Source organism: Amycolatopsis sp. NPDC050768, assembly GCF_040654155.1.
In the GTDB taxonomy this organism is placed as follows: domain Bacteria; phylum Actinomycetota; class Actinomycetes; order Mycobacteriales; family Pseudonocardiaceae; genus Amycolatopsis.
In genome coordinates this window covers 198,200-219,324 of record NZ_JBFAHL010000003.1, presented here as the reverse complement: position 1 = coordinate 219,324, position 21,125 = coordinate 198,200, and the positions used below count along the sequence as shown (strand labels likewise).

Sequence of the window (21,125 nt, the reverse complement as noted above, 5' to 3'; positions counted from 1 at the left end):
GAGAGTAAGCTCGCGTTTACGTTACTCAGAGTGGGTAATGACCCGCGTCGTTTCGCGGTCGTGATAGGCGACTTTGTTGCGCCCCGCGCGTTTCGCCGCGTACAGGAGGTTGTCCGCGCGCAGGAGTTGCCGCTGGGCGGACACCGGGCCGGCGGAAGCGTGCGCCAGGCCCGCGCTGATGGTGACTCTCAAGCCGGGCTGAAGTTCTGACCAGGGGTGACGGGCGACCCGCGTGCGGGCGGCCTCGACGATCCGCACGGCCCTGGGCGCGTCGACGCCCGGCAGCACGAGCGCGAACTCCTCGCCGCCGTAGCGCGCGCAGAACCCGTCGGGCGGCAGCTCTTCCTGCAGGAGGTCGGCGACGCGGCACAGCACCCGATCGCCGAGTAGGTGACCGTACGTGTCATTCACGTGCTTGAACCGGTCGAGGTCGATCAGCGCGACGGCCAGACCGCGTGCGGCCGGCAACCCGGGCAGGCGCTGGTCGAGGTAACGGCGGTTGTAACTCGACGTCAGCGTGTCCCGGAGACTGCCGGCCCGCGCGATGTCGAGCGCGCACCGCAGGTGCTCGTACGCCCGGCGCCAGTCGCCCTGCTTGGCGAACATGCCGGCGATGGACTCGTGCAGGCTCAGCAGATCCGGAGCGGGTGCACCCGCCGTGAGCTCGTCCTCGGCCGCCACACCCACCTCCGCCACCTCATGGTTGTCGTCTTAAAGGAGCGGTGTCTTGAGGCATCGGTACGCGCGAAAGCGAATATCGCTCAAGTGGACGACTGGGGACCGGTTTTGTCACGCACCGAAGTTCTGTTGCCCCAACGACGAAAACGGCTTCTTCCCCTTGAGCTGCGCGTACTGGTCTTTGGCCCAGTAACTCACGTTTACCCCAGTGCCTTCGAGCAACTGTGCGTAATCGGTCCACGAGACCCACCGCCAGCCACCGACTTCCTCGGGGTTCGGCTCGGGGTCGCGATCGACCCACGCGACGAACACCGGGCAGAACTCGTTCTCCACGATCCCCTGGAACGGCGGCGTCCGGTACCGGTACTTCGGCAGCACGCACTCCAGGTCCTGCAGCTCCGGCAGCCCGATCTCGTACGCCGCGCGCCGGCGCACGGCGTCGGGCAGCGACTCGCCCGGCGCGGGGTGCCCGCAGACGCTGTTGGTCCACACCCCCGGCCACACCTTCTTGTCCAGTGCTCGTTGCGTGATCAGCAACGCCTGGTCCGAACGGCGCAGTACGTAACACGAGAACGCGAGGTGCAGCCGCGTCTCGCCGTGGTGGCTCGCGAGCTTCGGCCCGGTCTCTCCCGTCGGCACGCCGTCCTCCGTGACGAAGACGACGCGCTCGGACTCGGATTCGGTGATGGTGTCCACGTGACCACTGAACACCAGAGCTCCACGGACGAGGTACCGCAAGGCGGGTGGCCGTGCCGTTCATCCCGTTTCGGGTGGCCGGGCGGCACGGTGCGTGACCGCCGCGGCCCGCCGCGCCTCCGGGTGACCTCCTCGGGTGAACCATTGAGTCCGAAGTGGACAAAACGGCGCCGAGCCTCATTGACCGACACGATCCGTCACCGCCGGCGCCCTCGATCCGCCGTTTGGCCCGTCTCGGGTGAACTATCGGGCCGGCTCTTGACGCACGGTTGCCGCGAGCCTGGAAACCCGGCGACCAACGGGAAATCCCTACCCCAGAGCGAAAATCGACAACACAAACCGTCCCCGGCGAACACGTCGAACAGCACAGTCCGTGACAGCCGCCGGCCCGCAGGTCAGCGTATGACCGCCTCGGGTGAACGATCTTGTCCAGCGGTCCGAATTGGACGGATGTCAGTAATAATTCCCCTGTGCCAACGAAACCCGGGCCGGCTCCTTCGTCAGTGGCTGCCGAGGTGCTCCACGATGAGGGAGGTGAGGGCCTCGGGGGCTTCTTCGGCGACCCAGTGGGACACGTCCTCGAGCATCTCGAACCGGTACGGCCCGGTGACCCAGTTGCCGGTGTCGAGCGCCGCCGTGGAACCGAACGCGACGTCCTCGGTGGACCACACGTAGAGCGTCGGCACGTCGATCTTGCCGATCTTCCCGCCCGGCCGGCCGCCGCGGTACCAGTTCAGCGCGGCCGTGAGCGCGCCCGGTTCCTCGAGGCGCCGCACGTACTCGTCGATCCGGCTCGGCGGGATGCGGCGCTCGAAGATGTCGCGCAGCGCGCGGGCGCCCTCGGCGAGCATCTTCCGCTCCGTGGCCGGGGTCGCTCGCCACTCCGTCATGTACGCCGAGCGCAGGTGCTGGTCCTCGTCGGTCTTCATCGCCGCCGCGAGAGCCGCGGGGTGGGGGGTGGACACCACGGCGAGGCTGCGCAGCCGGCCGGGGTGCGCGTCCGCGGTCCACCACGCGACGGCCCCGCCCCAGTCGTGCCCGACGAGGTCGAACTTCGGCCACTCCAACGCATCCGCCATTGCCACGGCGTCGTCCACCAGGGTAGAAATACCGTACTCCGCCGGTTGTTCTGGTCGAACGTCCGGCGAGTACCCCCGCTGGTCGGGTGCCACGGCGCGGTAGCCGAGCACGCCGAGGGTCGCGACCTGGTGTTCCCACTCCACGGCGGCCTCGGGGAAACCGTGGAGCAGCAGCACGGGGCGACCGTCCTCGGGTCCGGAGGCGATCGCGTCGAAGGAGCCGGCTTCGGTCGGGATGGTGAGCTGGTCGATCACGGCTCGCACTCTACGGGGGCGCACCGACACTTTCCGGCGATGGCCTCTCATGCAGACCTGGGCGGAAAAAAGGGCAAGGAGCGGACCGATCCGGTCAGCCGCACCCGGGCCTTGCTGGGCATGTCCTGTTTGTCCGGTCGTGAACGCTGTTGCCCCCGCGTCCGCGACGTGGTGTCCATAAGGGAACAACAGACCGCAGGGTGTCGCGCACTCACTTACCGTTACCTCGCCGGCTCCGGTAAGCCTTCTCGAACCTCGGAAGTGTGAAGCGGCGTCACGGCATTTGCGATGAACCGTCCTCACGACGACGTCGTGTTGGCGGAGAGCAGCTTCGACTACATGTCGACAATCGAAGAAAAATCCAACCAGAGGAGAAGAGCATGGCTTCGCAGGACGGCGCCAAGGTCGATACCGGGATCATGCGTCAGGGTGCGAGCACGATCACCAGCACCGGTGACGGGATCACGAGCACCGGGGGCCAGGTGGACTCGACCATGCAGGAACTGCTCGGCACCTGGCGGTCGGACTCCGCCACGATCTTCCACCAGGCCATGGGCGAGTTCGACAACACGGTGAAGAAGATCGTGCAGCGCCTGACCACGCTTTCCGAGCACGTCACGCAGGGCGCGGCGGACTACGACCGCGGCGACGAGGACAACACCTCGACGGCTCGCGCGCAGGCCGCTGCCATCGGCGGCGGCGGCCTCAACGGCTTCTGATCTGCTCGAAACCAACCCAGCTTTCTCCTGAGAGGACAGATCCATGGCTCTGGGCAACTTCCAGATCAACTTCGCCGTGATGGGCGACACCGTCAACACGGCCAAGCAGCAGGCGCAGCAGATCACCTCGCTGCTGGAAGAGATGCACAGCAAGATCCAGGCGCAGCGCGAGCACTGGACCGGTTCGGCGGCCGACGAGTTCCAGTCGACCTACGAGTGGTGCCACCAGCAGGCCCAGGTCCTGCCGCAGGCCCTCGACGCCGCTTCGCAGACCCTGTCGCACATCAACGAGGGCACCTCGACCACCGAGAGCGGCAACGCGCAGCGGTTCGCGCAGCGCTGATGCCGGCGTCGCGGGTCCCCGGGGCGCGGTGGGTCACCCGCCGCGCCCTCGGTGTCCCCACCGGGTCCGCAGACCTGAAAGGACAGTGAGCACTCATGGCATTCGACCCAGTCGTCTTCGAATCGGCGAAGACGGTGATGGACTCCATCAACGGCGACGGGAACAACACCCCGGCGTCGACGAGCGGCCCGTTCAAGAGCCCTGGTGACCAGACCCCGCCGCCGGTCGACAACCAGTGGATCCCGCAGGGCAACGTCACCACGCCGCCCGCGGTCCCCGGTGGCGCCGACCACCCCGGCAAGGGCGTGACCACGGTCAACACCGAGGCGATGCGCACGTTCGCCACGAACATGCAGACCCTCGCCGACGGCCCGCTCAAGGACCTGCCCGGCCAGCTCGACGGCATCACCGTCAAGCCCGGTATCTTCGCCACCGCCAACGGCAAGATCACCCAGCCGATCGTCGGGCCGGGCGGGGTGCGCGACACCACGCGCGCCACGATCCAGGACCTCATCACGTCGCTGCACGACCTTTCCGAAGCCGTGAACACGGCGTCGAAGGCCTACGACGACGCGGACGAGGCCAACAACATGACGATGGACAAGTACAACCAGTACTTCGGCAACGTCAGCAACGAAATCAACAACGCGGGCAACAAGCACAGCTGACCGGTCCCACGGGGGCGGCGGTCCCAGGTTCGAGGCGAACGAGGGAAGATGGCAGACAACCCGAATAACAGCAACGGGTTCCAGCAGGACGACGACGGCATCTGGCCCGATTCCAGCAGCAACGGGAAATCGAACACCACCGGGGACCCCGGCAAGGACTTCGACGGGCTGACCTGGAAGCAGATCGAGGCCGCCATCCTCGGCGGCGGTTCGATGACCGGCGGTCAGGACAATCTGGACCGGGCCTACGGCAACGTCAACTGGCAGTCGCTGCAGGCCGCCGCCGGCGTGTTCCAGACGACGCAGCTGAACCTCGCCGCCATCTCCCAAGCCATCAAGGACCAGACCGCCGCTCTCGCGGGCGACGACGGGCCGTGGAAGGGCACCGCCGCCGACAACTTCAAGGTCCTGGCCGCCAACCTGAGCGGTAAGTTCGACGCCCTCGTGCACATGATCACCGACGGCGGTGGCGGTGCGCGCGACATCCCGACCCAGCTCGTGAACTCCGCCGCCTACCTGCAGTGGGCGCAGAACACCCTTCGCTACATCGACAGTTACTACGCCGAGCAGGTCATCGCGCGCGGCAAGGTGCTCGGCGACGGGCGTGCCTTCATCTCGCAGTTCCCCGACGCGGTCGAGATGATGACCAACGACATGCGTCAGGTCGGCAACCAGCTCGCCGGGAAGTACAACACCGTCGCGACCTCCAGCTACACCCCGCCGCCGCCCGGCCAGGCCCCGCCGCCCCCGCCGCCGAACGTCCCGCCGCCCGGCGGCGGCGGCGACAACCTGCCGCCGCCCCCGAACATCCCGCCGCCCGCCGACATCCCGCCTCCCGGCGGGGGTGCCGGTGGTGGCGACGGCGGTGGTGGCGCGGGCAATGTCCCGCCGCCGAACATCCCGCCGCCCCCGGGTGACACCGGTGGCGGTGACGGGACCGGTGGCGCCGGCAACCCGCCGCCCCTCAACGCCGCGGCCATCCCGCCGCCTCCCGGTGACCTCGGTGGCGGTGACACCGGTGCCGGCGACCCGCCGCCGTTCCAGAACCTCAACGTGGCGCCGCCCAACCTCGACACGTCCGGTGGCGGTGGTCCCGGTGGCGGGCCCGGTGGTGCCGGGCTGAGCAACTTCGACACCACGCCGCCTCCGCTCACGTCGCCGAACCTGCCGCCGCCCCCGGGCTCGATCGGTGGCGACGACGGCGGGCAGAACGGTGGCCAGAACGGTGATCTGGGCAACCTGCCCCCGTTCACCTCGCCCAACCTGACGCCGCCGCCCGGCTTGACGGGCAGCAACAACGGCGCAAACAACGGCGGGACCAACCTCGCCGACATCAAGCCGCCCGCGCTCACGCCGCCGCCCGGTGACGTCAAGGGCGGCGGTGGCCCCGGCAGCACAGGTGGCGGTGGTGGTCTCGGCGACATCAAGCCGCCGGCCCTCACGCCGCCGCCGGGCAGCGCCGGCCTGGGCAACAACCTGTCGAGCAACGCGCTGAACCCGTCGGACCTGCCGCCGGGCTTGCAGGACGGCAGCAACAACGGCAACCAGGGCGCCATTCCGCCGCCGTCGATGATGCCGCCGCCGACCGGCGCGGGTGGTGCCGGTGGTCTGGGCAACCAGGGCAGCGAGCGGCCCGACTCCGCGGGCCTGCTCGGTGGCGTGGACAAGCCGTGGCTCTCGGACATCCCGAAGGGCATCGGCGACCCGACCTCGCTCGGCGAGACCCCGCCGCTGAGCCACGCTTCGTGGGCGCCGCCGCCCGGTGACGCCGGTGGGACCGGCGGCGCGGGTGGTGCGAACCTCGACGGCGTCGGCGGCCTCGGTGGCGCGGGCTCGGACGGTCCCGGTGGGATCAAGGGGCTGGACTCCAGCAACCTCGTGCCGCCGCCGGACCTGCCTCAGTCGCTGGCGGACCCGAACGGGACGAACGGTCCCGGCCAGGTCGGTGCCGGCGGTGCGGGCTCGGGCACGCCGATGATGCCGCCGGGCGGCGCGGGTGGTGGCGCGGGCGGCCTGGGCAACCAGGGCAGCGAGCGGCCCGACTCCGCGGGTCTGCTCGGGGGCATCGACAAGCCGTGGCTCACCGACGTCCCGCAGGGCATCGGCGACCCGACCTCGTTCGGGGAGACGCCGCCGCTCAAGTCGGCGTCGTGGGCTCCGCCGCCCGGAGCGGACGCGGGCGTCGGTGGTGCCGGTGACCTCGGCGGTGCCGGTGACAGCGGTGGGCTCGACGCGGTGAAGGGGCTCGACTCGAGCAACCTCGTGCCGCCGCCGGACCTGCCTCAGTCGCTGGCCGACCCGAACGGGACGAACGGTCCGGGCCAGGTCGGCGCCGGTGGCGCGGGCTCGGGCATGCCGATGATGCCGCCGGGTGGCGCGGGAGGCGGGGCGGGTGCGAACGCGCCGGCCGCCGACCGGCCCGACTCGGCCGGTCTGCTCGGTGGCGTGGACAACGCGTGGCTGGCGAACTCGTCGGCCGGTGTCGGTGACCCGAACTCGTTCGGGGACACCCCGCCGTCGAAGTCGGCCGACTGGGCGCCGCCGGCACTGTCCTCTGTGGACGGCCTCGACACGCCCGCCGTGCACGACACCGACAACACCGGCACGCCGGGCATGGCCGCCCCGCCGCAGAACGGCATGGGCGGCCCGGCGCCGACGGGCACCGCGACCGACCGGCCCGACTCCGCGAGCCTGCTCGACGCCACCACGCAGCCGTGGACGAACGGCCAGGTCCCGGCGGGCGCCGGCGACCCGGCCGTGCTCAGCGACACCCCGGCGGCGCCCGCGACGTCGTGGTCGACGCAGCCCGACCCGGTGCCTGCCGCGCCGGTGCCGGTGGACATCACTCCGGTCACCCCGGTGCCGGTCGACGCCACTCCGGTCCACCCGACGCCGGTCCACTCGGCGCCCGTCAAAGCCACCCCGGTCGAGACGGCGACCCCCGACGACCCGGCCCCCGTCACGGGCTGGGGCACCGGCGACCAGCCGGCAGCCGGCTCGGCTGGCTGGGCGACGAGCGCGGTCCCGGCCGTCCCCGTCGTGGTGCCGTCCGTGCAGGCGGGCTGGGGCGTGGCCGGGTCGGCCGCAACGGCGGCAACCCCGGCGACCCAAGCCACGCAATCGGCCCCGAACACGCAGAACTCCGAGCAGCACAACGACAAGCACGACGACCGCGAAGGCGCGACCGCGGGCGGCGTCGGCGGTGGCGAGCCCGACGAGGTGCGCATCGCTGTGGTCCAGGCCGCGGAGGTCGTGGACACCTCGGCGTGGGACGCCGGCACGGCCGACTTCCTGCCGGGCCTGCTGCCTTCCTCGGTGTTCGCGCAGCGCGAGGAGCGGGAGGAGGACTTCGTCACCGACCTGGTGGAGCGCTCGGACAAGCCGTGGCGCCCGGCGGGTGGCACGGAGGACTCGCCGCACCTCGCGACGTACCAGCGGGTGCGCACCGGCCAGGGCGAGTTCTACGCCGACGAGTTGCCCACGAACGGCGGACCCGACCCCTACGAGCTCGAGTCCGAAGAGGACACTGCGGAAGTCGAAGAGGGCGAAGAGGAAGAAGAGGCCGAACGCACGATGGCGGACCTGCTGAGCCAGGACGAGTCCGCGTGGGGTCGCCCGGCGAGCCGGCCTTCGGGCGTGCTCGAGTGACGGGGAACGTTCGGAAGGAGGTGCACCGGTGAGTACTGAGACGGTCAAGCGTGGCCCGCGGGTCGCGGGTCCGGAGCTGCCCGAGGGGCAGGAAGACCTGCAGGAGCCGCCGGTGCTCGCCGAGCCGGCGGCGCGGGACTTCAACTCGCTGTTGATGATGCTGCCGATGGGCATCGGGTCGATGGTGATGATCCTGGCGTTCTCGGGCGTCGGCGGCAGCTCGCCGATGACGTACGTGCTCGGTGGCGGCATGGGCGTGTCGATGATGGCCATGAGCCTGGGCCAGCTGTCGCGGGCGGCGGGTGAGCGCAAGCGGAAGATGAAGGCCGAGCGGCGCGACTACCTGCGTTACATCGCGCAGGTCCGCGAGCGCGCCCGGTCGACGGCGGAGCACCAGCGGCGGGCGGTGGCGTGGAACAACCCGTCGCCGGATTCGCTGTGGTCGCTGGCTATGGGGCCGCGGCTGTGGGAACGGCGGGTGAGTCACGACGACTTCGGCCGCGTGCGCATCGGGCTGGGGTCGCAGCAGTCGGCGCTGGAGCTGATGCCGCCGGTGACGAAGCCGATCGAGGACCTGGATCCGCTGTCGGCGATCTCCTTGCGGCGCTTCACCGAGACGTACCGGACGTTGTCGGGCATTCCGACGGCGGTGGGGCTGCGCAGCTTCACGAGCGTGGAGTTCGACGGCGACCCCGAGGCCGCCGTCGGTCTGGTGCGGGCGATGCTCGCGCAGCTGATCACGTTCCACTCGCCGGATGAGCTGCGCGTGGCGGTGTTGACGACCGAGGCCGCCCAGTCGCAGTGGGACTGGGTGAAATGGATGCCGCACAACAACCACCCGACGTTCCGCGATCCGGCGGGTCCGTTGCGGTTGCTGGCGACGGATCACGACGAGCTGATGGACATCCTGGGCCCGGACGTCGCCGACCGCGACGACCACGACAAGGCAGTGGGTCCGACCACGACCGAGCCGCTCGTGGTGATCGTGGCGCACCTGGCGCCGATCCCGGAGTCGTCGCGGCTGGTGGGCGCGGGTCTGCGCAACGTGGTGCTGCTCGACGTCACGGGCGCGCTGCCCGGTGGCCCGAAGGTGCTGCGGCTGACGACGAAGGACGACCTCGTCGAGTTTCCCGCCGGCACGGGCGCGGGTTCGGCGTTGCGCGACGAGCTGTCGGTGACGCAGGCCGAGGGCCTGGCGCGGTTGCTGGCGCCGAAGCGCACGAGTGGCACGTTGGAGATCGCGGAGCAGCCGCTGGAAAGCGACTTCGGGTTGACGGCGTTGCTGAACATCAAGGACGTGCACACGTTCGACATCCCGGCCCAGTGGCGGCCGCGGGCGGTGCAGCGGGCGCGCATGTCGGTCCCGATCGGCGTGACCGAAGAGGGCGAGATCGTCGAGCTGGACCTGAAGGAATCGGCGCAGGGCGGCATGGGCCCGCACGGCATGCTGATCGGCGCGACGGGTTCGGGCAAGTCGGAGCTGCTGCGCACGCTGGTGCTGGGGCTGGCGGCGACGCACTCGTCGGAGATCTTGAACTTCGTGCTGGTGGACTTCAAGGGTGGCGCGACGTTCCTGGGGATGGACCGGCTGCCGCACACCTCCGCGATGATCACCAACCTGGCCGACGAGCTGCCGCTGGTCGACCGCATGCAGGACTCGCTCAACGGTGAGATGGTGCGCCGGCAGGAACAGTTGCGTGCCAGTGGTTATCCGTCGTTGTACGAGTACGAGAAGGCGCGCGCGGCCGGTGAGCAGCTGGCGCCGATGCCGACGTTGTTCCTGGTGGTGGACGAGTTCTCCGAGCTGTTGAGCGCGAAGCCGGAGTTCATGGAGCTGTTCGTCTCGGTCGGGCGGCTGGGCCGGAGCCTCGGTGTGCACCTGCTGCTCGCGTCGCAGCGGCTGGACGAGGGCCGCATCCACCGCGTGGAGGGCCACCTGTCCTACCGGATCGCGCTGCGCACGTTCTCCTCGATGGAGTCGCGCAGTGTGATCGGGGTCGGCAGCGCGTATGAGCTGCCTTCGGAGCCGGGCAACGGTTTCCTCAAGATCGACACGACGAACCTGGTGCGGTTCAAGGCCGCGTACGTGTCCGGTCCCGTGCCCGCCGGCGGCGGCGAGGGCCACTCGGACGCCGCGCGCGTGAGCCGCGAGGTGGTTCCGTTCTTCACCCAGTCGCGCCCGAGCCGGTTCATCATCCGCGACGACGAGCCGGACCCCGCCGAGAAGAAGATGTCCGATGTGGACGCTCTCGACGCGGCGCCGGTCGGCCCGACGCTGGCCGACGTGTTCGTCGACCGGCTCACGGGCGCGGGTCCGGCGGCGCGGCAGGTGTGGCTGCCGCCGCTGGCGGAGTCGCCGAGCCTCGACTCGCTGCTGCCCAGCGTGCTGCCCGACCCGGTGCGCGGCATGAGCGTGCAGGACCCGGCGCACCACGGTCGCCTGCGGGTGCCGATGGGCATGATCGACCGGCCGTTCGAGCAGGTGCGCGAGCTGCTGATGGCCGACCTGTCCAGTGCCGCGGGCCACGTGGCCGTGGTGGGTGGCCCGAAGACGGGCAAGTCGACCATCGTCCGCACGCTCGTGCTGGCACTGGCGATGACGCACACGCCGCAGGAAGTCCAGTTCTATGGGCTGGACTTCGGTGGTGGCGGCATCATGTCGATCAACGGCCTGCCGCACGTCGGCTCGGTCGCCACGCGCCTCGAGCGCGACCGCGTGGTGCGGACCATCGAAGAGATCTCGCAGATCATGGAGTACCGCGAGAACGTGTTCTCCGAGCGTGGGGTCGAGTCGATGGAGGTCTACCGGCAGCTGCGCCGGCGCGGCCAGATCGACGACCCGTTCGGCGACGTCTTCCTGGTCATCGACGGCTGGTACAGCCTCAAGAACGACTACTCGGAGCTGGAGCAGAAGATCGGCGAGCTGGCCTCGCGCGGTCTGTCGTTCGGCATCCACGTGGTGATCGCGTCCACGCGCTGGTCGGAGATCCGTCCGTACCTGCGCGACCTGCTGCAGACCCGGTTCGAGCTGCGCCTGGGTGACCCGATGGAGTCGGAGATCGGCTCGCGCAAGGCCAAGACGGTGCCGAACCAGCCCGGCCGCGGCATGACGCCGGACGGGCTGCACTTCCTGGCGGCCCTGCCGCGCATGGACGGCAGCTCGGCGACCGACGACCTGGCGGCGGCGACCAAGGCCGTGGCCGAAGAGGTGCACACGTTCTGGCCGGGCCGCAAGGCGCCGGCGGTGCGGATGCTGCCGAACACGTTGCCGATCAGCGAGCTCCCCCGGCCGGACGGCGACCTGCGGATCGCGCTGGGCCAGGACGAGCAGCGGCTGCTGCCCGTGTGGCACAACTTCGAGGCCACGCCGCACCTGCTCACCTTCGGCGACAACGAGACCGGCAAGACCAACCTGCTGCGGCTGGTCATCCGCTCGGTGCTCGCGCGCTACCAGCCGAGCGAGGCGAAGATCGTGCTCGCCGACCCGAGCCGCATGCTCGACACGGAGGTCCCCGAGGCCTACCGCGTCGGCTACGCCACCACCACGGAGGCGTTGCAGGAGCTGGCCGCGCAGGCGAGCGTGTCGCTCACCCCGCGCGTGCCGGACCAGTCCATCACCGCCGACCGGCTCAAGCGCCGCGACTGGTGGACGGGGCCGAGGCTGTTCTTCGTGGTCGACGACTACCAGCTGCTCACCGGCGGAATGGGCTCGCCGCTGGAGCCGTTGCTGTCGCTGCTTTCCCAAGGCTCTTACATCGGGTTCCACCTCATCGTCGCGCGCAGCACCTCCGGTGCGATGCGGGCGCTGAGCGACCCGGTGATCCGCCGGGCCTGGGAGCTCGGCAGCCCCGGCGTGGTCTTCTCCTACCCCAAGGAAGAAGGCAAGTTCCTCGGCGAGGCGACCCCGCGCAACCTGCCCGCGGGCCGCGCGCAGTTGGTCACTCGCCGCGGCGTGAAGCTCGTGCAGACCGGTTACGTGCCGCTGGGCGCGGAAGCCGAGCAGCAGCAGCTGGTGGGCGGCCTGCGATGAGCACTTACGACGACAGCGCTTCCGATGACAACGCGCGCGCTGGAAGGAGCCGACGTTGACAGCCATGCAGGGCGAGCTCTGCCGGATCACGGTGTACGGGCCGCAGGGGCGGGCCGACCTGGCCGTGCCGATGTCGGTGCCGCTCACGAGCCTGCTGCCGGTGCTGCTGCGCCACACCGGCGGCCGCGAGGACCTGGCCGACACGTGGGTGCTGCAGCGCCTCGGTGAGGCCCCGCTCGACGCGGCCGGCACGCCGGAGTCGCTGGACTGGAAGGAGGGCGAGGAGTTCCACCTCCGCCCCCGCCTGGACCCGCTGCCGGAGCTCGACTTCGACGACATCGCCGACGGCATGGCCACCGCGGTCAGCCGTCAGCCCGGCCGCTGGAAGCCGGAGTTCAACCGCTGGCTGTTCCTCGGCTTCGCGATCTTCGCGCAGGTCGTGCTGGCGTGGATCCTGCTCATGCCGGGTCCGCTGGGCCTGTCCGCGATCGGGACCGCCGTCGTGGCGCTCGGCCTGGTCGTGGCCGCGGTCGCCTGCGGCGTGCGGTCCGACGACGGGGCGCTGCTCCTGCTGCTCGGCCTCGGCGGCTGCGGGTTCGCGGCCATCGCCGGTGCCGTGGGCGTGGCCGGGGTCGACGCCGCGTTCGACCTGCAGGGCGCGCCGATCCTCGTTGGCTCGCTGACGTTCGCGCTGGCCGGTGGCCTGCTCATCGGCGGGCGCGCCGCGTGGTCGCCGGGGCTGCCGTTCGTGCCGTTCGGCGCGGTGGTGGCGACGGGTGTCGCCGGCGCCCTCTCGATGTGGCTGCACCTCGGTGCCGGGCTGACCACGACCCAGACGGCCGGCCTCGTGTCGGCCGTACTCATCGCGGTGCTCGTCTTCGCTCCGCGCATCGGCATCCGGTTCGCGCGCATCCGCGGCCCGCAGCTGCCGCGCACCGCGTCGGAGCTGCAGTACGACATCGAGCCCGCGCCCGCGGAGCAGATGGTGCGGCAGACCGCCTACGCCGACGGTTACCTCACGATCTTCTGCATCGCGTCGGCGGTCGTGTTCACCTGCGCGTTCCCGTTCCTCGCGGAGCAGGACCTGTTCCCGAAGCTGCTGGCGTTCCTGGTGGCCGCGGCGGTGCTGATGCGCTCGCGCGCGCTGCTGGGCGCGTGGCAGCGGGTGCCGCTGTCGATCGCCGGCTCGGTCGGGCTGGTGCTGCTCGCGCTGTCGCTGGTCGACCCGATGGCGGCCAACTGGCGCGGGGTGTCGGCCGGCGGGCTGGCGCTGGTGTTCTTCCTGCTGGTGCTGGCGATGCTGCGGCCGCCGCCGCGGCGCCTGCTGCCGATCTGGGGCCACCTGGCCAACTGGACCGAGACGTTGAGCGCGGTGGCGGTGATCCCGATCCTGCTGCAGCTGTTCGGGGTCTACGGCTGGGCGACCGGGCTCACGGCGTGAACGGGGTGAGCTGACATGGTGCAGACGCAGAAGGACCACGTCGAGGCCTATTCGTTCCTCATCGGACGGATGACCTCGGCCTTGGTGCTGGGCGACGCGAGCCACCTCGACGTGCCGGCCAAGCGGACCTGGAACGGGCTGCTCGGCGGCGCGCTGCTGGCCCTGCTGATCGTGGTCGGGTTTTTCGTCTACGGCCTGATCGCGCATCACACCGGCGGGAGTGCGCCGTCTGCACCAGTGGGGGGCACCGGCGGGCCGTCCCACACGGTGCGCATCCCGACGTGAACCGATAGACCTACGCCGCACGTGACAGCTGTGCCGGGAGCTCGGGCCGGTGCCGGTAGGAAGGACGAAGGTGAACATGGACCTCTCGCTGGTGCGTCGCGGGACCGGTGCCTCCGGTACCACCCTCGACAAGCAGACGGTCGGGAACGCTCTTGTCGTCCACCCCGCGACCGGGATGACCGACGAGGCCCAGGCGCTCGCGCTGGGCGTCGCGGCCGACACCGAGCACGACCTGGTCGTCGTGGACCTGCCGGTGGACTCGCCGATCTCGCTGTGGGAGTCGGTGGCGAAGGTCCTGCCGCGGCGCCGTCGCGGCGTGCGGCTCGTGATCGGCGGACGTTCACGCGAGACGTCGGCGCTGGCCGGGCAGTGGCTGTCGGAGCGGATCAACCGCACGGTGCTCGCCCCTGACGGTTCGGTGATCCCGAGCGCCGGCGGTGCCCTGTTCGTCCACTCCGGACGCGGCAGCGGCTGGGTGAAGTTCCAGCCGGGTCGCGCGCCGAAGTGGGAGGCCAAGCGGTTCCCGCGGCCGTCGTGGGACTCCGGGCTCACGGCGGAGCTGACGTCCACGAGTTCGCGCGGGGTCGCGGAGCCGCTGCCGGGTGGGCTGTGGGTGCGGCCGGTCGGCTTCGACCAGGGACAGCGCGCCCACCGCGCGGCGCTGGTCAAGGGCCTGCCCGCGCAGCACGACACGATGACGATCGTGCTGGGCTGCCCCGGCTGCCCGCCGCTGACGCTCGACGACGCGGCCCGCCTGTGGGTGCGGTTGCCGGAGAACGTGCGGGCCAACGCCCGGTTCGTGCAGTACGGCCCGATGTCGGTGCCGGCCGGGACGTCGCTGGGCCAGGCGCTGGCCGACCTGCTGGGCAAGGAGGTCGCGTTCTACACCGGCCTGCCCGTCGGGTCGCCGCAGCTGGTCGACGTGCGCACGGTGCTGTTCGACGGCCGGCTGGGCTGGACCACGTTCGTGCGCGAGATCGGTTACCAGCCGCGCGTGCAGGGCGGGCCGGTGCAGGCGCCGCGCCTGATCAGCCACCGCCCGCCGATCCACGGCCTCAACGAGGTCGCCCCGGCCGTGTACTGGTACTCGCCCGACGCCGTGATCGAGGTCGTGCAGTCCGGCCTGCTGGTGCGCTCGCCGCACGACGGCCGCGACACCCCGGCAGTGCGCTCGCTGACGCTGGACAACTCGATCAACAACCTGACTTTCGACGCGACGAGCGAAGACGCCGCGGACCGCATGCGGATGCTGGCCCAGGACGTGCTCGCGCGGCTCGACGAGAACACGCGGCGCATGAGTCGCGTCCTGCCCGCGCACGCGCTGCTGGCCGAGCGCGGCCGGGTGCAGGTGACAACCAAGGCGCTGGCGGCGATCGAGCAGGGTGACGCGGCTCCGGCCCCAGCGTTGCTGGAGGCCGGCCCGACCGAGGTCGTGATGCCCGGCGGTTACAAGCCGGCCGCGCCCGTTGACCTCGAGGTGGACGTCACGCCGGAGCCGGCGTTGCTGCGGTCCGAGCCGACGATCACGCAGCGCCTCGACCCGGGTGTCGGGGTGCCGCGGTCGCTGGCCGGGGTCGGCAGCCCGATCACGATCACATCGGCTCGGCCGCCGATGGTGCCGGTGGAGGAGTCCTCGAGCGGTCCGTTCGGGGACGGGCAGGACGACAAGCCGGCGGGCCGGCACAGTGCCGGGTTCGCGGGTCCGGTCGGCCCCACGGTGCCTCAGGGCGAGGTTCCGGTTGCGTTCGCGGGTCCGTCGGCGCCGCCGAAGTTCGGGGCGCCCGGCGGTTTCGCGGGCCCGGGCGTGCCGGTTCTCGGTGCGCCGACCGGGTTCTCGGGTCCGGCTGCCCCGCCCGCGCCGATTCCGCCTGCCGCGCCGCCGGTGGGGATGCCGTCGGCTCCGGTGGCTCCGCCCGGTCTGGCCGCTGTGCCCGTGTCGATGCCGCCGGCCGCCACCCCGCCCGTGGGGATGCCGCCCGCGGCCAGGCCTCCGGCCGGGATGCCGCCGGCTGCCACTCCGCCCGCCGGAATGTCGCCTGGCGTGGGGATGCCGCCCGTGGCGCCGCCGTCGGTCGACGCGCCGACCGTGCAGGGACCGGTCGTTCCCGTCGAGACCACCACCGAGAACACCGAGAACACCGAGAACGCTGAGAACACCGAGAACACCGAGAACGCTGAGACCAGCGAGAACGCTCAGGCCATCGAAGCCGTCGCCGAGCCGGTCGCCCCGGTCGTTCCGGCCGAGAAGGGCGAGGCGCGCCTGCAGCCCACCCCGGGTGCCGAGGCGACGGCGCTGCTGCCCAAGCGTGGCGCCGAGAAGGAACGCGAGTGGCTGCGCAAGTCACTCGGCGCGGAGTACGGCCTGATGTCCAACGCCGTGGCCCGCATCCTGTCCGAGCACCCCGGGTTCCAGGGGGCGCTGTCGACGTCGTCGGCCGAGGTGCTCACCGACGCGGTCGCCGTGCAGCTGTACCTCTCGGCCAAGGGCGCGGCCATCGACGGCGCGCTGCGCACCGGCGCCAACGGGCCGCACGTGCCCATCGCGCGCTGCGTGGTCGCCGGCCTGAGCCGGCTGCCCTCGCACCGCGGGCCGGCGACGTTCGCGACGTCCGTGTCGAAGTCCGAGTGGGACCTGTTCCGCTCGCAGAAGGTGCTCACCGAGTGGGGTTTCCTCAACACGCTCACGCAGCCGTCGTCCACTTTGGACGGCGACACCGACGTGCTGGTCTGGTCGATCACGGCCCGCCGCACGAAGCTGCTGGAACCCACCGCCGGTGGCGTGGAGAACCGGGTGCTGTTCGTGCCCGGCACGAGTTTCAAGGTGCTGGACCTGCGCGAGCCTGCCGAGGGCGTGCGCGGGCTGGTGCTGCTGCGGGAACTGACGTCGAGCGAGGTGGACGAGACCGGCAAGGTCGCGTCCGACCGGATCTCGCTCGACGAGCTGGCGCTGGTGTCGCTGCGCCGGGAGCTCGAGGTGTGGGCCGAGGCCGACGGCCGGGATCCGATCGCCGAGGTGTCCGCGCCGCGGTTCGGGGCGCTCCCGGGGCTGGTGTGAGCGTGGTGTCGAGGCGGGAGAGGCGAAATCGATGAACCGACAGTTGCTCGTGGTCGGCGGTGATCGGCCGGGGGCGTTCCCGACCATCGGCGCCGCGCTGGCGCAGGCGCAGCCGGGGGCCACGATCAGCGTGAACCCGGGCCGCTACGAGGAGAACCTCGTGGTGGACCGGATGGTTTCGCTGGTCGCCGAGCAGGGTGCGGGCACCGTCGAGGTCGTGGCGAGCGAGGGCAGCGTCCTCGTCGCCAACGCCGAGGCCGTGCAGCTGCGCGGGTTCACGCTCACCAGCACCGACAGCAACCTCGTGGCCGTCGACGTGGTGCGCGGCGAGGCGGCGCTGGACGGCTGCCGGATCTCCGGCGCGTCCTGGGCGACGCTGCTCGCGCGCCTGCAGGGCCAGCTCGCGCTGCGCGGCTGCACGGTGACGAGCTCGGCGGGCGCCGGCGTGGTCGTGGCTTCGCCCGCGCAGAGCACGATCGAGGACACGGAGATCGTCGACGCGGCGTCGTCGGGGATCGTGGTGGCCGAGGTCGGGTCCGTGGTGCTGCGCCGGTGTGCGGTGCGCCGCCCGCAGGGCAACGGGATCTGCGTGAACGGCGAGGCGGTGGCAGTAATCGAACACTGCGAGATCACCGGCGCACAAAAACCCGCGATGGTGGTGGAACAACAGGGTCGCGCAACAATCACGGGCCTCACTGTGCGTGAAAGCGCAAATGTTGACCTTTATCTCACGAGTCAGGGCCGGATCTCGGTGGCGAGTTCACAGTTCGTCGCCGCGCCGATGCAGGCGGCGCACGTGGCCGGGTCGTCGGCGCCGCTGCTGCGCGAGTGCGTGTTCTCCGGTGCCGAGCGCAACGCGGTGCAGGCGACGGCGAACGCGGCGCCGCAGTTCGTGGACTGCACGTTCGAGGGGTCGCCGGTCGCGATCCTCGTCGACGGTGAGGCGACGCCGAAGTTCGAGCGCGCGACCGTGCGCGGTTCGACGCAGACGGCGGTGCTCGTGAACGCCGAGGCGGCCGTGAAGATCACCGGCCTGCGGCTGAACACCGAAGCCGGGCCCGGCATTGTCCTTTCCGGACAGTCGCGAATGGAACTGGCCGACGCGTCGATCGAGACCGGCCGCGAGGCGGGCCTGGAGGCCACGGAGTCGGCGCGGGTGACCGTGGCCGACGTCAGAGTGGGCTCGACCGCCGAACACGCCGTGACGCTCGGGGCGAGCACGCCGTCGTCGCTCACCTCGGTGCTGGTGCGCGGCGGCGGCCTTCGTGTGTCGGGCCCGGCCGAAAGTTCGTTGCAAGACTGTGAAATCGCCGAGGCGAAGGCCGACGGGATCACCGTCGCGGGCGGCTCCGTGCTGAGTGCTTCGCGGTGCCGCGTGCGCAGCGCCAAGCGCAACGGTGTGGTGCTGGAAGAGGGTTCGCGCGGATCGCTCGTCGAGTGCGAGGTGCTTGGCGCGGGTGGCGACGGGTTCCTCGTCGAGACGCGCGAGCCGGTGACGATCCGCGACTGTGTGGTCAACGACGCGGGCGGCGAGGCCGTGCATCGTCTTGAGGACGACCAGGCGACGGTGGAGAACGTGAGCACCGACCAGGCGCGCGCGGAATCCTCTTCGCCGAGCGGGTTGTCCTCGGAGTTCCCGTCGACGCCCGACCAGCCGACCGGCCCGCAGAGCGTGAGCGACGCCGCGGGTGAGGTGCTGGACGGGCCGCTGGGTGACCTGGAGTCCCTGGTGGGTCTGGCCGGGGTGAAGAAGGAGGTCACCGGCCTGATCAACCTGATCAAGATGTCCCAGATGCGTGAGCGCATGGGGCTGCCGATGCCGCCGATGAGCCGCCACCTCGTGTTCGCGGGCCCTCCCGGTACCGGTAAGACCACGGTCGCGCGCCTGTACGGCACGGTGCTGGCGGAGCTGGGCATCCTGTCCAAGGGTCACATGATCGAGGTCGCGCGCCAGGATCTGGTGGGCCAGTACATCGGTTCGACGGCGATCAAGACCACCGAGGTGGTCGAGAAGGCCATCGGTGGCGTGCTGTTCATCGACGAGGCGTACACGCTGGCCGCGGGTTCGGGTGGGTCCGGTCCGGACTTCGGTCAGGAAGCCATCGACGCGCTGATGAAGATCATGGAAGACCAGCGTGATTCGCTGGTGGTGATCGTCGCGGGGTACTCGGAGCAGATGGATCTGTTCCTGCAGTCCAACCCCGGTCTGGCGTCGCGGTTCACGCGCACGATCGAGTTCCCGAACTACAGCGTCGACGAGCTGGTCACGATCACGACGGGCTTGACGCGCAAGCACTACTACGAGCTGACCGACGACGCTCTGCAGGCGCTGCGCGAGTACTTCGAGCGGGTGCCGAAGGACGCGACGTTCGGTAACGGCCGTGTGGCGCGCAAGCTGTTCGAGGCGATGGTGAACAACCAGGCTTCGCGGCTGGCGTTGCAGCCGCCGTCGAAGGACTCGGAGCTCAACCGGCTGACGGCCGAGGACCTGCGGGCGGAGCTGGTGCAGCTGCCGTCGGCGGCGGCCGCGGCGGTGTCGGTGGGTTCGGACCCGGCGGCGGCCGTCGGTGCGAGCACGGGCTGGAGCCGGCTGCGGACCCTCGTCGGCCAGACCGGAGTGCGGGAGAACGCGCAGCGCCAGCTGGTGCGCCTGGGCGGGCTGAAGCAGGAGCGGCAGCCGCTCGGGCACCTGGCGAACCTGGTGATCAGCGGCGAACGCGGGTCCGGGCGGGCCGAGTTCGCGAAGCTGTACGCGTTGAGCCTGGCGGAGCTGGGGCTGGTGAACGTCGGGCAGCTCGTGCGTTGCTCGGTGGCCGCCGACCTGTACCCGCGCTGGCCGGGGCAGGCCGAGCACCTCGTGCGCACAGCCATGAACGACGCCAGTGGCGGCGTGCTCGTGCTCGATGTGGACGGTGACTGGGAGATCGCGACGCACAGCTCGGGCGCGGAGGTCGTCGAGGCTGTCGCAGAGGCCGTGACGCGCCGTCCGGCTGACCCGGTGGTGGTGCTGACCGGGCAGACGCAGCGGGTGGCCGCGCTGCTGGGTGTGGTGCCCGCGTTGCGGAGCTCGTTCACCGTCGGGTGGGAGCTCGGCGAGTACACAGTGGACGAACTGGCGGAGATCGCCGTGCGGCTGCTGGTGCGGCGCGGTCACGACGTCCCTGACGACGTCCGGGACGCGCTGGCCCACGAGCTGGCGTCGGCTTCGGAGCACACCGTGCACGCGGCTCACGAGCTGGCGCGGACGTTGTCGGTGGCGGCCGCGTCGCGCACGCTCGCGGCCGCGGACCTGCGCGGGATCCGTCCACCTGAGACCGGAGCGCTGGCGCTGGGCCCGGGCCTGGCGTCGGTCGGCTGAGGAGGTAACGCATGAGTTCGCCGTACCAGAAGATGCTGGACGACGCCATGGGCGCCTACCAGCAGCAGCGTGATCGGTTCGAGGAGAACCGCAAGCAGGTGGATTCGCTCACGACCAGCGCCACGTCGGCGCGGCGCGAGGTGACCGCGACGGTGTCGCGCACCGGTGAGCTGACCGAACTTTCCTTCCCCACCAGTGTGTACAAGAGGATGGCGCCGGCCGAGCTGGCGGCGGTGATCGTGAAAACGGTCGAGGAGGCGCGGCAGAAGTCGATCAGCGCCTCGGCGGAGGCGATGGCACCGATGCTGCCGCCCGGGCTCTCGGCGCAGGACTTGATGAGCGGCCGCGTGGACGTGCGGGCGTTGTTCTCGGGACGTGTTCCCGGCATGGAGGAAGGGCCCCAGGCATGACTGACGAATTCTTCGTCGACGCGGACGGACTCACCAACAGCGCCAACGGCTTCGCCCAGAAGGTGGGCGAGCTGCGGAGCCTGGCTCAGCGCGTGCAGGCCCTGACCAACCCGAGCACCGTTCTCGCGGCGACCGGCAATGACAAGAACGGCTCGAACTTCGCCAACGTGCACCTCGCGGCGGCCGGCAAGATCTACAACGGACTCGACGCGTGGGCCAAGGCCGTGGACGGCACGACCACGGCGGTGCGCGACATGGCCGACTCGTTCCGCGACGTCGACGAGGGCGCGACGGAGCTCGCGGGATCGTTGCGGACGGACTTCACGCAGCTGAACACGGACGTCAACAGTGGTGGCGACGGCGGTCCGACCGCGCCGTTGCAGGCGCGTGAAGGCACCGCGCTGAAGCCGACGATTCCGTCGAAGCCCGCGCACTGAGTCCTTTGTAGACCCGTTTTGTC

14 protein-coding genes are annotated in these 21,125 nt (G+C 70.9%); 11 read left to right on the top strand and 3 right to left on the bottom strand.

All coding sequences use genetic code 11. The annotated features are described in order from the left end of the window. Positions 1–21: 21 nt before the first annotated feature. The 3 genes from AB0H62_RS11090 to AB0H62_RS11080 form a co-directional block, all read right to left on the bottom strand. Positions 22–696: a GGDEF domain-containing protein gene (locus tag AB0H62_RS11090; RefSeq protein WP_220245050.1), complete on the bottom strand. Its 675-nt coding sequence runs from the start codon at positions 694–696 to the stop codon at positions 22–24. Between the two features lie 93 nt (positions 697–789). Beyond that, a complete protein-coding gene (gene idi / locus AB0H62_RS11085; protein WP_220245049.1) occupies positions 790–1,374 on the bottom strand; it encodes an isopentenyl-diphosphate Delta-isomerase in 585 nt (194 codons plus the stop codon). A 500-nt stretch (positions 1,375–1,874) separates the two neighbouring features. Then, positions 1,875–2,708, bottom strand: coding sequence for an alpha/beta hydrolase (locus AB0H62_RS11080; RefSeq protein ID WP_360585604.1), 834 nt, complete (start codon positions 2,706–2,708; stop codon positions 1,875–1,877). Positions 2,709–3,088: 380 nt separating this feature from the next. Between AB0H62_RS11080 and AB0H62_RS11075 the strand changes: the two genes are divergently transcribed. The 11 genes from AB0H62_RS11075 to AB0H62_RS11025 all read left to right on the top strand — a co-directional run bounded on the left by AB0H62_RS11075 (position 3,089) and on the right by AB0H62_RS11025 (position 21,102). Continuing rightward, complete coding sequence (locus AB0H62_RS11075) at positions 3,089–3,427, top strand: WXG100 family type VII secretion target (RefSeq protein WP_220245047.1); 339 nt, start codon at positions 3,089–3,091, stop codon at positions 3,425–3,427. 43 nt (positions 3,428–3,470) lie between these two features. Then, a complete protein-coding gene (locus AB0H62_RS11070; protein WP_220245046.1) occupies positions 3,471–3,770 on the top strand; it encodes a WXG100 family type VII secretion target in 300 nt (99 codons plus the stop codon). 95 nt (positions 3,771–3,865) lie between these two features. Next, entirely contained in the window at positions 3,866–4,438 is a 573-nt protein-coding gene (locus AB0H62_RS11065) for a hypothetical protein (protein WP_360585601.1), read from the top strand. 48 nt (positions 4,439–4,486) lie between these two features. After that, positions 4,487–8,086 (top strand): hypothetical protein, encoded by a 3,600-nt coding sequence (locus tag AB0H62_RS11060; RefSeq protein WP_360585600.1) that lies wholly within the window; start codon positions 4,487–4,489, stop codon positions 8,084–8,086. A gap of 28 nt (positions 8,087–8,114) precedes the next feature. Further along, a complete protein-coding gene (gene eccCa / locus AB0H62_RS11055) occupies positions 8,115–12,116 on the top strand; it encodes a type VII secretion protein EccCa (protein ID WP_360585598.1) in 4,002 nt (1,333 codons plus the stop codon). Positions 12,117–12,180: 64 nt separating this feature from the next. Beyond that, the gene (gene eccD / locus AB0H62_RS11050; RefSeq protein ID WP_360585994.1) at positions 12,181–13,557 is read left to right on the top strand and encodes a type VII secretion integral membrane protein EccD; all 1,377 of its coding nucleotides are present in this window, start codon (positions 12,181–12,183) and stop codon (positions 13,555–13,557) included. A gap of 15 nt (positions 13,558–13,572) precedes the next feature. Next, on the top strand, positions 13,573–13,842 hold the full coding sequence (locus tag AB0H62_RS11045) for a type VII secretion protein EccB (protein WP_220245042.1): 270 nt from the start codon (positions 13,573–13,575) through the stop codon (positions 13,840–13,842). Between the two features lie 76 nt (positions 13,843–13,918). Then, positions 13,919–16,897 carry a hypothetical protein gene (locus AB0H62_RS11040; protein ID WP_360585596.1) on the top strand — a complete coding sequence of 993 codons (2,979 nt, stop codon included), beginning with the start codon at positions 13,919–13,921 and terminating at the stop codon, positions 16,895–16,897. A gap of 31 nt (positions 16,898–16,928) precedes the next feature. Next, positions 16,929–20,255: a right-handed parallel beta-helix repeat-containing protein gene (locus tag AB0H62_RS11035; protein ID WP_220245040.1), complete on the top strand. Its 3,327-nt coding sequence runs from the start codon at positions 16,929–16,931 to the stop codon at positions 20,253–20,255. An 11-nt stretch (positions 20,256–20,266) separates the two neighbouring features. Further along, positions 20,267–20,665: a YbaB/EbfC family nucleoid-associated protein gene (locus AB0H62_RS11030; protein ID WP_220245039.1), complete on the top strand. Its 399-nt coding sequence runs from the start codon at positions 20,267–20,269 to the stop codon at positions 20,663–20,665. Further along, entirely contained in the window at positions 20,662–21,102 is a 441-nt protein-coding gene (locus tag AB0H62_RS11025) for a hypothetical protein (RefSeq protein ID WP_360585594.1), read from the top strand. Before AB0H62_RS11030 ends, AB0H62_RS11025 begins: the two co-directional genes overlap by 4 nt. Positions 21,103–21,125 lie beyond the last annotated feature (23 nt).